Genomic DNA, 12,533 nt, shown 5'->3' with positions numbered 1-12,533 from the left:
GTTGTAATGTGACCGTGCTACATGAATAACACACTTAAGTGATCAAATTAACCAAATGCTATATTGATAAAGCAGATATAAGACTGGAAAACCTAATTATTATTTCCCATCGTCCCACGAATTTAAGAAGTCTGCGAGTACATCACCATGACAAGACTGAGGTTTACAGAAGCAGCCAAGCCGCTTACCTGCTAGCTTATAAACTTCAGACTTATCTTTGTTCGGGAATTTTTCAAAGTCAAAGTCATACTTATACTTGCGTATAACTTCATCTCTATCGTCTCCTTCTTCGTACATTGAATAAGGATTCCCCCAGTAAGAGCCCCTACCAATTGTTGTGTTTGAATTAACAGGACACTTTAATAATGGAATATAATCCTATTATTGAGGTGAATATGACTAAACGAACAAATAAAAGTTATCCAGACGAGTTTAAACAAGAAGCAGTTGCTTTAGTGCTCGAACAAAATTATACCGTTGTAGAGGCTGCCGCATCATTAGGCGTCACTGACAAAATCTTATATAACTGGGTCGCAAAACACAAAAAGCAGGCTTCAGGTGAAATGCTGTCAGTTGATGAACGAGCAGAACTGATTCAGCTTAGAAAAGATAATAAGCGCTTACAAATGGAGCGTGAGATATTAAAAAAGGCCAGCGCCTTCTTTGCGAAAGAAATGAAATAAAATATTCATTTATCAGTAAGCTTGGTACAAAGTACACCATATCAATAGCGTGCCAAGCAATGCAGGTTAGTTCATCCGCTTATTATGCTTGGTTAAAAAAACCAGGTGAATTAATAAACGATGAAACACTGCGCTTGTATCGACGTACTAAAGTTTTGTTTCAAGCAAGTCGAAACAGCTTGGGTAGTCGAGAGCTTGTTAAGGTATTACGCAAAGAAGGCTTTAAAGTAACGCGTTATCGCGTAATTAAATTAATGAAAAAACTGAAGTTAGTTGTGACCCAGCGTATTGCTTATAAAGTCACAACAAAACGAAAACATAGCGATAGTGTTGCAGACAACCTGCTAAACATGAACTTTAACCCTGTTGGGCCAAATCAAGTATGGGCTGGCGATGTAAGTTACTTAAAGACAGGTGAAGGCTGGCTTTATCTAGCCATTGTGATGGATTTATATTCACGCCGTATTGTTGGCTGGCATATATCTAAGCGCATGACGCGTAATCTAGTGGAGAAAGCACTAACAAAAGCACATCACTTGCGAAAACCTCCAAAAGGGGTGGTATTCCACAGTGATCGCGGCTCTCAATACACAAGTAATGGCTTTAGGCGTTTATTGAAAAGGTTAAATTGTCGTGCGAGCATGGGTGATGTTGGAGCGTGCTGGGATAACGCTGTTGTTGAACGTTTTTTCGGTAGTTTAAAACATGATTGGTTGCTTAAAGTGCCGCAACCAACGCGTGAACATATGCAAGAAGACGTAACAAAATACATGAAATATTATAATGTTGATCGACTACATTCAGCTAATGCTGATCAGTCGCCAATTGAGTTTGAGAATTCCTTTAGGAAAGTGTCCGGCTGGAGTTGACCAGAACAGTCCATAGTATCTGAGTAATCGATACTGTCCACTTCACAACCATGGTGTTTGGCAATCTCCGCCAAGCGTTTAATTTTACTCCCCCAAGGGCCGCTCTCTTTACCGTGTGAAAAATAGATTTTCATCGTATTTAATACCCTGTAATGGCTCCTGCTTAACGACGTGTCACCGCATTAAATCTTACATAATTAGGGTCAGTCAGGTCTTGCATTTTGCAACCACCCTACTCACTGTTGAGTAATGTACTTCTAAGTGCTGTGCAATGTCTTTTAATGTATACCCCCCGGAACTGTATGCTTTAACCATCGCCACATTTCGGGTCTTTGACTCTAACAAGCAATCCTCTAACGATTTTGCAGGCGCTCTACACTGCTTAACCGGTATTTCAGATAAATCAACCTCTAGCTCTTTCTGTCGAGATTGATGTTTTTCAACAAAATGAGGAAATGCCATTCTCAATACAGCATATTCAAACCGTTCGAGGGACAGAATTCTTTGCCGAGAAGATCCTACTTAAGTTAATGGAATACGGCATTAAATTTCGTCCTAATAAACCAGGTTTACCCCACCTAAATGGAAAAATTGAACGCTCTCAAAGAACCGATAAAAAAGAGTTCTATTCAACCGTAGACTTGGACCTAGATGAGTTGGAAAATGTAACTTTTCATGAATGGCAGCACTGCTACAACTGGCAGCGAGCGCATGGCTCGTTCAAGGACAAGACACCAATGGATTATTTTTGAACACATTGACCAAACTCCGCTTTGGGAAGAGGTCAATGGTGACTACAAAACTGAAAATGAGCGCATTCAACTTTCAAATTAACAACGTGATCTGCAGCTAAGAAAGTTGAAATGATGTCTATGAATCACACACTTTTCAATCCCAATTAACGGCCTGCCAGTCTACTATGTGAGTTGAAACACTCGAATATCGAAGTATTCAAGCTTACGAGTAAATTCTTTTCCTGGAAACTTCACCGTCTCAAGTATAGTTCCAAGAGTATCCTGCTCAACCAGCTTAGGTATCACCAGTATCATATATCTCTCATATGAAGAATCTACAGCGTCAAGTCGACAAAAATCCTTGAATATACTGCCTTCTTTGTCGTCATGATGTTTCATATTTTCGAGAGTGAATTCAGTTCTCGATGACAATTCTTCAGTAAGCGAAATACCGTTAAGCATCTTTTTGTGATAGCCTCGACCACATACTTTTAATTCCGCTATCATCTTAGGTGAGTCACCAACAATATCAACCTCACCACCTGGAACTATTCCTGTCTTATTTAAATCAAAACACTGTTCATCATTTGATAGCAAGTACAACTCACCTTGGAGCCATAGCTCTCGCACTCGTCTTAATTCAAGGATATAACCAAGTTTTTCCTCCAAGGAAGAGATGTTATCGACAAACCAATCCCCCCATTTATTCGTCACTCGATTACTCCCCAAAAGGTAGTTAGCTTTAGTTATTTCTCACGATTTTTAAGGTCGCCTCTTAACCGTTCCGAGCCGAACTTATGCCTGAGGGCAAGACTGCTATATGTTGAAAACAAGCGCAAACACGATCACTATTGTTAACAGCTGTAGTTATGTGGTAACTGGATAAACTAACTATTCAAGTATCTTCACAACAATAAATCCATCATCAGTAGCTGAACTGGATGACCAAGTAACGGAAAAAACAATAAACCCATCGGATTCTGGAAAATTTGGTGACTGAATACGATCTCTTACAATGAAGTTATCTTCGAATGTTTCACCCGTATCCGACCACATGGACTCTGCTCTTATAGAATGGTTTCCTTCGGAGAATAGCTTTTCAAGGTTTAACCTCGACACACAGTTATCAAAAAGCATCTCATATTCATATTTCTTGTCAGTAGAGTTAAATTTTATTTCGGTATTTGAAAGCGAAATTTTATGTAATATATAGTCCATTTTACTGCCTCAAAATCATTTTCTAATCAGTATAGCTTAAAGAAATAACCGGTAAGTAACCCAATGGCTTACTTGAGAAATGGGTCGTCAAAAAGCTTCAGAAAAATTATATACGCCCGACATTGATTGTCGCGTTATACCAATATACTACTTGTATATTGTATCAAGGGTAATGAGAATTAACACAAGCCATACCAGAAGAGGACAATTTTCAAATAGCTCGCGAGCATGCTGAGATCGACTAATACACCATAGCAGTGCATATAAAGTGCCTCTATATTTTGCTTCGAACTCCACCAGTTTTGGCTGCAACCCAGCTGGAAAAGTTTCCAACCAGGAGTCAGCCCCCTCAGTTGAACAGATTGCAACAAATGGAATACCCGGCTCGTGAATAGCTGATATATCCTGATCTTCAGTTTCTGCTGAGCCAGACCATGAGATGCCATTTTCCCATGGCGTTAGCTTGGCTACGCATGGGTAGCCAAATAATTGAGAAAAGTTGATGACCAAATTGCCATTATCGTCGCACGCTACAACTAACAAATCAGTAGATTCCATTAACATCCAAGCCTCCTGCGAAATTGATCAAGGAATGAGTGTAGTATATTGGTGCGACATCTTTTGTCGCCAAAATAACAAAACACATTTATTATTGATTAAGTGAAATGAATTCCCTAAAGCTGTATGCGTAAAACGCTGAAGCGTCGCTGTTACATAGAACCTACTGGTATGACTAATGAGTAAAGCCTATAGCGCGTTTAACGCCCTCTTTGATCGAGCACTCACCTGCCAGTGCATCAATCATATCTTTTGCCGAAGTGATGGGTTGAAATCGATGACGCCGAGCAACCGCAGCAAAGTCTCCTGGTGTCAGGTTTATTAAACCGTCCAGTGACGGTTTATGTATTACTGCAGGTTTTGGAAGTCCTAAAGATTTACACTGTCGCGCCAGGAGTTTCCATGCCTGATCAGGTTTAAGATAATCAAACTTTACTTTCAAATCGAAACGGCGCAAAGCGGCTTGATCGATACCATCCATTAAGTTAGTTGTCGCGATGAATACCCCGGAAAATGACTCCATCTGAGTTAGCATTTCATTGACCCGGGTAACCTCCCAACTCATCTGTGCGCCGCGGCGGTCTTGTAAAAAACTATCCACCTCGTCCATCAGAAGTACTGCACCCTCATCTTCAGCCTCTTTAAATGCTAGAGCGATATTCTTTTCACTATCGCCAACCCATTTCGAGATGAGGTCTGATGCCCGCTTAATGATTAGAGGAGCGCCTAATTGTTCAGCAATCCAGCGCCCATAGGCTGTTTTTCCGGTTCCGGGCGCCCCATATAAACACAGGCGGCCGGCTTTGTTGGCGACTAAACCTGAGGCTAATTCAGTGGTATTTGTGTCAGAGTGGATAAAAGCCGGATTATACGTATCTGGCAACCCTTTAGGGTCATGTTTGCGAACCGGTTTGTGCCCTTGTGTTTCAAGTGTGTTATTCACAATAAGTTCAAAGGCTGAGGCCACACCGACACTACCTAACTCACACTGTACGGTTTCTACCACCGATGCGGCACGCGCTACTACCGCAGGCGCAAGCGCTTCCGACTCTGCAATTCGTTCAATGGTTTGCTTGTCCAGAAAGCCAGAGCAGCGTTTGCTGATAATTCGTTGCCGCTGCCTTTTGGGTGGCACGGGAAGCTCTATTACCATATCAAAACGACGAATAAATGCCTGATCTAAACACGCGGCAGAATTGGAAAGCCATAGTGTAGGTATTGGGCTTTCTTCTAACATACGATTAATCCAAGCCTTTCGAGTTTGAGCCGTACTTCTTCTACCGAAAAATTCATCGCCATCATTGAAGACATCTTCTACTTCATCAAACAGAATAAGTGATTTTTGATTAGCAAAGAACTTTTGAGCCGCGCGGAACGCCCGGAGCCGTTTTTCGCCAGTCACCGGGTCACCCTCTTCGTCTTCACTGGCCACCTCAAACAACTCACACCCCAGCATCTTGGCTAATACCTTAACTAGCTGACTTTTACCGGTACCCGGTGCACCATGAAGGAAGATATTGACGCCTTCTCGTGAAGTGGTTATAGACTTTTTGAGGTAAGGTTTAAGTACATTCAATTCGTCAGTAATATGTTCATAGTCTTTAATCGTTAGCTGCGGAGGTGAACTGACTGACACAGTATCACGCAACAAACTGACAGGGTCGGCATCAGATGAGAAAATTTGGTCGGCAAAGTTACTCGATAACACATCCAGTTTTGATCGTAGACAAGAGCTGCCCCTTCGATCAACCGACACCAAACCCGATTGCGCCAATATGCCTTGTGGGTTTAGAGCGTTGCGGACTTGATTCACCGGTATCTGTAAAATTTCAGATAGCGCATTAAACAATTTCACGGATGATAGGTCACCCAGCAAATCAGCCGTTTCATCAAGAATACGCTCATTATTGATGAGCACTACAAATTCAAGAAGGCGACAATCTGTATCGGATAGCCCCACCAACCCTGATAAGCGCTCTACATTGCTTGCCAGACAAGCCGGCGTACCAGCCTGTCCAAAGTTTCTCTCGGCGATTTTATGTTTATGACGTAACTCGTTTCGAACCGATTTTAGATCAAAATCTATCAGATCAACCCATTGCTTAAGCCCCAGTGCCTCGCCTGTTGAGTCGAAATCAAAGCAGTCCAGTTTACGATACCCACCTAATGGAACGAGAATACGAAGTAGCCATAGTTGAATCAACGGATCTACTGTACCGGCATTGCTGGACTGACTTGGTGAGCGGCGACTAATAGCCATAACGTTATACTCCCACATGAATAATATAACCATTATCCACATAGGTGCGTCATATAATGTCGCTACATTTCACCTTTTGCAAAAGTGCTACAAAATGGCTTACTGGCTATAAAGGGCTACCACAGCACTAGCTGTTTCGATCATTTTTGCTCTTAACCAGTCAGGCTCTAACACTTCCACTTTTTCTCCAAAGCTCATCAGCCACCACAGAAAATGTTGAGTGTTGGGTACTGTTGCCTTTAAGATAAAGCTGTCATCCGTCTCGCTTTCAATGACCTGATCGATACTCAGCGGCGTCTCAAAAAGATGCTTACCTTTCATCATTTGAAACTTCCCGACAAAGGCAATTTGCTCTTCATTATTTAGAATACCGAACCCGCCTTTATCGACATACCGCTTCAAATCAAAATCTGCAGGCTGGCTTCTGTCTATATCATCTAGTTGCACGGAGTCGAAGCGGTGTAATGCTAACTGCACAATATCGTTGTATTCCCACAGAGTGCATACCAAATAGATGACCGCACCTCTATACACCAAACCCAGTGGGTGGATTTTATAATACTTTGACACACCGCCAACTCGTGGCGTGTACTGTCCTTCTATGCACTTATTATGCAACAACCCGTCATAAACAGCGTCTATCACTTCCGGCTTGATACTCGGAGGCTGAAAGGTCATGCCATCAGAGATGGCTTCCACTTTACCGGGCCATTGTGCAAGTGGGTTATCATTTGAAGAGCCCAGCTCTTTCTCCGCCTGCGCAAAATAAGGGGTCAGATTTTCCAGTACACTACTCGGAAAGCTGTTACTGGCAAACTTTTTGACCAACAGAAATGTTAACGCGATTTGTGGTGACATGCCGGGAATATCGATGACAGCAGTATCATGTGGAAAAAACCACTTGTAGGGTTTTGATGTCTCATCAGAGCTTAAAGAAAACAGGAGACTCAGTTCTTCCAAATCTCGCTGAATGGTTCTTTCTGATACAGCATAACCTTCATTGTTTATCTTTGTATGAAGAGTAGATGTAAAAACTGATTTCGGTTCTCTGGGTATATATCGGAGTAGCAATAGCTTTCTTAGTGCTGATGACATTTTGACTTACCGTGTCTATAAATTTCTATATTAACATTTAAGAAAACGACACAGTATGTCGCAACATTTATGTGGTGAGGTATGCTAAAGTGATTTCGATAATTTAATCTGAATTAAGGCCTGGATTGTCGTAAACATAACCATCTAAAGCCTTTTTTAACTCGACTTGAATAAAGGCTTTCAGTTTTTCTGGTTTAATCACTGTCATCGAACTACCAAAGCTCAGCATCATGGTACGTAAAGTGGATGTATCATCAGCAGTAACACTAACCTGATACCTCTTATTCTTAAGATTTAAAAAACGCTGACCTTCACCTATTGGGTGCTCTACGAGATAATTGGCCAGTCTGCAATCAACATTCAAAATTAAGTCTACATTCTTTTGAAAAACGATAGTTAACGGATGCCTGTCGATAAAACCCTTAATATTAACCCCTTCCGGAAAGGTGATGTTCATGTTAATAAGAACAACGTTTTTAATCGGATGGACAGGAAAGTAGTAAACTCTATTACTACCATCTAGTCTGGCGATCAAATAGCTTATGTTTTCACTTAACAATATACCCAGAGGATGAATGCAATCATACTGAATGTATCTTAACTCAGCAGAGCCAAAGAAACGGCCAAACTCAGCAGCAATACATACCCCCTTTTCCAATGCTTCATATATCGCCTCACGCGAACAGGTATCGGTAACACCGCTCAGGTATTGTTTCGTTGCACTCGTTGTCCATACAATTTTATTATTCCATTCGCTTCGATTATTAAGTAACTGGTCTGCTTGCTCAAAGAAAGGCGACAGGTGACCTAATATTGACTGAGGGAAAAGTCTAGCCGCATCACCCGACATCATTTTGTACGCAATGGCCGTAGGAATATCCAGGTTGGGTAACATCACGGTTTTCGATTCTTTTAACCAATACCAGCCAGCTGGTTTACTGTCACTATCGACCCCTATTCCAAATATTCCACTGCCACTCAAATACTCGAGATCTCTCTGGATAGTTCTAATCGTTGTGCTATAACCATTATTTTCCAAGTAACTAAATAACTGCCGGGTAGATACCTTGCGCGGGTATACAGGAATGGACTTAAGAATGGCTAATCTACGGAGTAACACATCACTCATGCCATTGACTCACTAACGTTATCTCAGAAGTCTGATGAGCTGTTTCAAATTCACTCATCATCAACAGCATTACCTTCACGCCATCCCTAATATTCGAAGTAATATTAACACCCATAATCAGGTTCATATCTTTTTGCGAGATGGCCTCAACCTTCCCACCGATGTCATGCAGACAACCAAGATTAAACTCAGCCCCTGCTTCGATTAAAAGAATAGCGCGATTTGCTTGCGATAAATGGAAGGGGTCAAGAACCTTGTTATCCATAGCCTGTTCAATTAAATCCTCAGATAAGGTCGTTTTTTCATTTTCAGGATTACCAATAAATAAATGCCCGCGTGCAGACAGGATCGTTTTCATATCTGAAAAATCAATATTAATCATGCCATTCGTCATGATGATATTCAGGAATTTACTCACCAGTGATGACAGCTGATACCCCATTTCTTTCATGATTTCTAAAAAGGGGGTTTCCGGGGGAAAGTTATTTAATACTTGCTTATTGGAAAGCACAGCAATTGCGACGCCTAAGTGTTCAAGCGCTTGGCAGGTTTCTCTCGCAAAATTGCTCCGTTTTTTTCCCTCAAAGGGGAATGGCATTACTGTAAAACATATCACGACACTACATACTTTTTTAGCTACATCAGCAATAACCGGTAAAGCTCCACTACCTACCCCACCTCCCAGACCTGCTACCAGTAGAACCATGTCAGCCCCAGAAAGGTTATGCTCGATATCGTGTAGAGACTGCATGGCAAACTGTCTTCCTTTTTCCGGATTACCACCTCCACCCAGTTTTTGATGACTCCCGCCTAAAATAACTTTTTGTTCCCACTCAGTTGCATCAATACAGCCTTTTGAGCTATCCATGGCAATGAAAGAAAGATTTTCTGTGTTGGTACATATCTGGTTTAGAATATTTATTCCGGCCCCGCCAACGCCTACAATTCTGATATCGGGCAAAATGCTAGTGTGATTATCCGTGCACTCATAAAACATCGTTATTTCATCCTTTGTTGAAATAACATCAGCTCGACTGGTTCAAACGGCAGTTATTTGGTGAGAAATCCGAAAAGCGTGATATGACGGATAATCCGTACCAATATACAATTGCCGATTTACTCAAAGACTTACCAGAACCCCTTAATGCAGCGAATTCCGAAAAGGAAACAGTGACCTATCAGCGGGGGAAGGCTAAGAAAAACGCCCTTGAAGGCTCCCCGGATGATAGTGGCTTGCGTTTTGATGACAGTGTTCCCGTCAAAGAGATTGCACTTTCAGCCCCTGAACTGATCGGAACCGATGCCGATGATTACGAAGTGGAGAGCATTAAAACCACCTATCGACTCGGTCAGCTCGGGCTCCCTGGTACCCAAATCGTACTCAAGTACACTCGTCCGGTAGTGAAAAGAAAATCTACCCGAACATTAACAACAACGCCGGCTCCCACTAATGTGCTAGAGCGAAGCTTTGCTGATGTCAGCTTTTTAGTCGGTATGTTGCTGGATAAGTTCTTATATCACCTCCCGTTGTATCGACAGCATCAACGGTTAGAGCAAAACGGGGTTCAGGTTGCCCGCAGTACACTAACTAATCTGGTTAAACGCAGCATTGAACTCCTGACACCTATTTATCAAGCCCAGATGCAAAGCGTCCTACTCAGTCGCGTACTGGCGATGGATGAAACGCCCATAAAAGCCGGACGCAAGAAACAAGGAAAAATGAATAAAGCGTACTTCTGGCCCATTTATGGTGATCAGGACGAAGTGTGCTTCACCTTTTCATTATCACGGGGAATGCAGCATATCCTGGATCAACTCGGTGACTTCAGTGGCGTATTGGTCACGGATGGTCACGGATGGTCACGGTGCTTATGAACGATTTAATAAGCAAAATAGTGCATTAAGTCATGCTCAATGTTGGGTACATAGCCGTCGGTATTTTGATGATGCCCAAAAGGCAGAGCCAGAAGCCGCAGCGATTGCCTTAGCTTATATTAGCCGACTGTATGAGCATGAGAAAGTCATTCGTGAGCAGTCATTAACTGGCCAGGAAAAACAGGATTATCGTCACCAAAACAGTACACCAGTAGTGGATGCGTTTTTTAATTGGTGTCACGAACAGCGACAACGCATTGATCTGGTGAAAGGTAACCCTCTATCCAAAGCCCTGGCTTATGTAATGAAGCGTGAGGCAGCGCTACGTGTTTACTTAAATGATCCTGATGTGCCAATGGATACTAATCACCTTGAACGGGCGCTTCGTGTGATCCCCATGGGGCGTCGGAACTGGTTGTTCTCATGGACGGAGTTTGGCGCGGAACAGGTTGGTGTTATTCAAAGCCTGCTAGTGACTTGCAAGTTACATGGCGTTAACCCTTATGACTACTTAATTGATGTTTTACAGCGTATTAGTTGCCATCCAGCCAGTAAGGCTGGAGAACTAACCCCTAGGGTGTGGAAAGAAAAATTTGCAGCGAATCCAATGCGCTCAGATGTGGAGAATTTAACTAATGGCAGATAAAAAGGTTTACCAGGACTGGTCTGATAGTGCGGCTAAAGTCAGAGCGATTGCTTCTGACTCCTCATTAGAGCTTTGGCAAAAGAGACACTTGGTTGCAGGCGCATATGCAGGTTTAGCCCTAGAAGGGTTGAAATCAAAGCACCGGCATAAGATCCTTGGCGGGTTCTCTAAAATGAACGGGATACTCTCACAGTATACGCTGAACACATATGATGAATACCAGATCATTAAGGAAGAGGACTTACGTGAGATCGTCAGAATCGTCATGCTGCTGGAGCCGTGAGGTTAAAGGGCATTAAACTCCTGTTAGTGCAATGACGCCTGAAAATGACCGGTTACTTCGCAAATATCTTATTTATACTTAATTTCAACAGGATAGAAAAAATGGATCAAAAAAAGCGATGGAAAAAGCGGTCCTTTTAATAAAACTGTAACAAAAGCTAGGCTCATGACCCAGATTAGGAACGAGATTAGGCGGCGAAAATATGAATCGCCCCTAGCGTAGTAGACAATCTCAATGGTAAAAATGATCTAATGTATAAATAGTTCAATTAAGGAGTACTTCATATGAACTAGGAAGATTTTTCGAGCTTTTTAGGAACAGGTTCTTTACGAACGTATTTGAACCAAATGCGAGCGACCCTATCTGCATTCATATAAAGCAAACAAAGCGGCGCAAAAAAGACCATCGCGATCAAAGCAATAAGCAACAAAGCATCACTCCACACTTTCCAGCACCTCTTCACTCTCGTCATCCAAACCGAGTGGTAGCATGATAGTATCATCGTTCGTCTCTGCCAGCTCACGCGCAAGCAGGGATATGATCTCATGTGCTTCTTGTCTAGTTCTCTCTAGCTCGGCATGAGATGCCGTTTTTACTAATTTGCTCAAAGTAACTAACGCCTCTAGAATTTACGTAGGATGCAACAGACATGCTTTGAGTATAGCATCCCACTACCTGAAAAGGTCGCGGCAGTTCCGGTAAAGGTGAGTCTGGATACCAGAAGAAATTCTGGCGAAAGCCCCCTCGATGGGGCTTTTGTTATTAAAGATCTTTTCTTGAAGCTGGGGTGAAAAATAGTTAATAGTGACCAACTAATTTAATGGGCTTTAATGTATTTTTCATTAATTAATGTTTCTCCCGTTAAATGAGATTAAATGATGTAGATTTTTCAGCTTATGCTACTCAGCTAATTGATGTGGAAAAATAATGTCCCTAATATTGCGTACAATATGAGCACAATGTTAAAAGGTAGTAATTATGGATGCGCTAAGCTATTCCGAATTTCGTACCCACTTGGCCGACACGCTGGACAAAGTGAACGATAACCACAAGCCGATATTGATTACCCGTCAAAACGGCAAACCTGCCGTAGTAATGAGCTAGGAAGATTTTCAGGCCTACGAAGAAACAGCTTATCTTATGGCCAGCCCTAAAAATGCTGAGCGCTTGAATAAAGCGATTG

General features: G+C 42.1%; 15 protein-coding genes and 1 pseudogene. 6 read left to right on the top strand and 10 right to left on the bottom strand.

Going from position 1 to position 12,533, the window contains the following annotated elements; all coding sequences use genetic code 11:
• Window positions 1–99: 99 nt before the first annotated feature.
• Window positions 100–333 carry a DUF4326 domain-containing protein gene (locus tag NKI27_RS10040; RefSeq protein ID WP_265049499.1) on the bottom strand — a complete coding sequence of 78 codons (234 nt, stop codon included), beginning with the start codon at window positions 331–333 and terminating at the stop codon, window positions 100–102.
• A gap of 62 nt (window positions 334–395) precedes the next feature.
• On the opposite strand from NKI27_RS10040, the gene NKI27_RS10035 reads away from it, so the two are divergent.
• Window positions 396–1,552 (top strand): IS3 family transposase gene (locus NKI27_RS10035; protein ID WP_265049475.1). Its coding sequence is split into 2 segments (ribosomal slippage): window positions 396–642 and window positions 642–1,552, totalling 1,158 coding nucleotides; the frame shifts between segments, so codons are not numbered across the junction.
• Window positions 1,553–1,759: 207 nt separating this feature from the next.
• On the opposite strand, the gene NKI27_RS19435 is transcribed toward NKI27_RS10035, so the two are convergent.
• Complete coding sequence (locus tag NKI27_RS19435; protein WP_406802309.1) at window positions 1,760–2,014, bottom strand: hypothetical protein; 255 nt, start codon at window positions 2,012–2,014, stop codon at window positions 1,760–1,762.
• Between NKI27_RS19435 and NKI27_RS10025 the strand changes: the two are divergent.
• A pseudogene (locus NKI27_RS10025) lies at window positions 2,002–2,386 on the top strand (integrase core domain-containing protein); the annotation flags it as partial. The gene NKI27_RS19435 and the pseudogene NKI27_RS10025 overlap by 13 nt on opposite strands.
• Before the next feature lie 83 nt (window positions 2,387–2,469).
• On the opposite strand, the gene NKI27_RS10020 reads toward NKI27_RS10025, so the two are convergent.
• The 7 genes from NKI27_RS10020 to NKI27_RS09990 form a co-directional block, all read right to left on the bottom strand.
• A complete protein-coding gene (locus NKI27_RS10020) occupies window positions 2,470–3,000 on the bottom strand; it encodes a hypothetical protein (protein ID WP_265045923.1) in 531 nt (176 codons plus the stop codon).
• A 177-nt stretch (window positions 3,001–3,177) separates the two neighbouring features.
• Window positions 3,178–3,423: a hypothetical protein gene (locus tag NKI27_RS10015; protein WP_265045922.1), complete on the bottom strand. Its 246-nt coding sequence runs from the start codon at window positions 3,421–3,423 to the stop codon at window positions 3,178–3,180.
• 228 nt (window positions 3,424–3,651) lie between these two features.
• A complete protein-coding gene (locus NKI27_RS10010) occupies window positions 3,652–4,062 on the bottom strand; it encodes a hypothetical protein (protein WP_265045921.1) in 411 nt (136 codons plus the stop codon).
• 175 nt (window positions 4,063–4,237) lie between these two features.
• On the bottom strand, window positions 4,238–6,322 hold the full coding sequence (locus tag NKI27_RS10005; protein WP_265045920.1) for an AAA family ATPase: 2,085 nt from the start codon (window positions 6,320–6,322) through the stop codon (window positions 4,238–4,240).
• Between the two features lie 99 nt (window positions 6,323–6,421).
• Window positions 6,422–7,417, bottom strand: a complete 996-nt coding sequence (locus tag NKI27_RS10000) for a helix-turn-helix transcriptional regulator (protein WP_265045919.1) — start codon at window positions 7,415–7,417, stop codon at window positions 6,422–6,424.
• A 103-nt stretch (window positions 7,418–7,520) separates the two neighbouring features.
• Window positions 7,521–8,546 carry a helix-turn-helix transcriptional regulator gene (locus NKI27_RS09995; protein WP_265045918.1) on the bottom strand — a complete coding sequence of 342 codons (1,026 nt, stop codon included), beginning with the start codon at window positions 8,544–8,546 and terminating at the stop codon, window positions 7,521–7,523.
• Entirely contained in the window at window positions 8,539–9,543 is a 1,005-nt protein-coding gene (locus NKI27_RS09990; RefSeq protein ID WP_265045917.1) for an FtsZ/tubulin family protein, read from the bottom strand. Before NKI27_RS09990 ends, NKI27_RS09995 begins: the two co-directional genes overlap by 8 nt.
• 83 nt (window positions 9,544–9,626) lie before the next feature.
• Here NKI27_RS09990 and NKI27_RS19430 point away from each other — a divergent pair, with 83 nt between their 5' ends.
• The 3 genes from NKI27_RS19430 to NKI27_RS09975 are packed head-to-tail and all read left to right on the top strand — an operon-like array spanning window position 9,627 to window position 11,350.
• Window positions 9,627–10,421 (top strand): IS66 family transposase, encoded by a 795-nt coding sequence (locus NKI27_RS19430; RefSeq protein ID WP_265045916.1) that lies wholly within the window; start codon window positions 9,627–9,629, stop codon window positions 10,419–10,421.
• On the top strand, window positions 10,375–11,067 hold the full coding sequence (tnpC, locus tag NKI27_RS09980) for an IS66 family transposase (RefSeq protein ID WP_265045915.1): 693 nt from the start codon (window positions 10,375–10,377) through the stop codon (window positions 11,065–11,067). Before NKI27_RS19430 ends, tnpC begins: the two co-directional genes overlap by 47 nt.
• Complete coding sequence (locus NKI27_RS09975) at window positions 11,057–11,350, top strand: hypothetical protein (RefSeq protein ID WP_265045914.1); 294 nt, start codon at window positions 11,057–11,059, stop codon at window positions 11,348–11,350. The genes tnpC and NKI27_RS09975 overlap by 11 nt, the downstream gene beginning before the upstream one ends.
• Before the next feature lie 434 nt (window positions 11,351–11,784).
• On the opposite strand, the gene NKI27_RS09970 is transcribed toward NKI27_RS09975, so the two are convergent.
• Window positions 11,785–11,958 carry a hypothetical protein gene (locus NKI27_RS09970; RefSeq protein ID WP_265045913.1) on the bottom strand — a complete coding sequence of 58 codons (174 nt, stop codon included), beginning with the start codon at window positions 11,956–11,958 and terminating at the stop codon, window positions 11,785–11,787.
• 370 nt (window positions 11,959–12,328) lie between these two features.
• Between NKI27_RS09970 and NKI27_RS09965 the strand changes: the two genes are divergently transcribed.
• Complete coding sequence (locus NKI27_RS09965) at window positions 12,329–12,454, top strand: type II toxin-antitoxin system Phd/YefM family antitoxin (RefSeq protein ID WP_265045912.1); 126 nt, start codon at window positions 12,329–12,331, stop codon at window positions 12,452–12,454.
• Window positions 12,455–12,533 lie beyond the last annotated feature (79 nt).

Origin of the sequence: Alkalimarinus alittae (assembly GCF_026016465.1) — a bacterium.
In the GTDB taxonomy this organism is placed as follows: Bacteria; Pseudomonadota; Gammaproteobacteria; order Pseudomonadales; family Oleiphilaceae; genus Alkalimarinus; species Alkalimarinus alittae.
The sequence above is the reverse complement of the archived record's forward strand: the minus strand, read 5'-3'. Positions and strand labels throughout refer to the sequence as shown.

What these genes read in the sequence shown, in the direction of transcription:
- NKI27_RS10005 (WP_265045920.1), bottom strand. Translation starts at nt 6,322, where the DNA reads ATGGCTATTAGTCGCCGCTCACCAAGTCAGTCCAGCAATGCCGGTACA.
- NKI27_RS10010 (WP_265045921.1), bottom strand. Translation starts at nt 4,062, where the DNA reads ATGGAATCTACTGATTTGTTAGTTGTAGCGTGCGACGATAATGGCAAT.
- NKI27_RS10015 (WP_265045922.1), bottom strand. Translation starts at nt 3,423, where the DNA reads ATGCTTTTTGATAACTGTGTGTCGAGGTTAAACCTTGAAAAGCTATTC.
- NKI27_RS19430 (WP_265045916.1), top strand. Translation starts at nt 9,627, where the DNA reads ATGACGGATAATCCGTACCAATATACAATTGCCGATTTACTCAAAGAC.
- NKI27_RS09975 (WP_265045914.1), top strand. Translation starts at nt 11,057, where the DNA reads ATGGCAGATAAAAAGGTTTACCAGGACTGGTCTGATAGTGCGGCTAAA.
- NKI27_RS09965 (WP_265045912.1), top strand. Translation starts at nt 12,329, where the DNA reads ATGGATGCGCTAAGCTATTCCGAATTTCGTACCCACTTGGCCGACACG.
- NKI27_RS09990 (WP_265045917.1), bottom strand. Translation starts at nt 9,543, where the DNA reads ATGTTTTATGAGTGCACGGATAATCACACTAGCATTTTGCCCGATATC.
- NKI27_RS10000 (WP_265045919.1), bottom strand. Translation starts at nt 7,417, where the DNA reads ATGTCATCAGCACTAAGAAAGCTATTGCTACTCCGATATATACCCAGA.
- NKI27_RS09995 (WP_265045918.1), bottom strand. Translation starts at nt 8,546, where the DNA reads ATGAGTGATGTGTTACTCCGTAGATTAGCCATTCTTAAGTCCATTCCT.
- NKI27_RS19435 (WP_406802309.1), bottom strand. Translation starts at nt 2,014, where the DNA reads ATGGCATTTCCTCATTTTGTTGAAAAACATCAATCTCGACAGAAAGAG.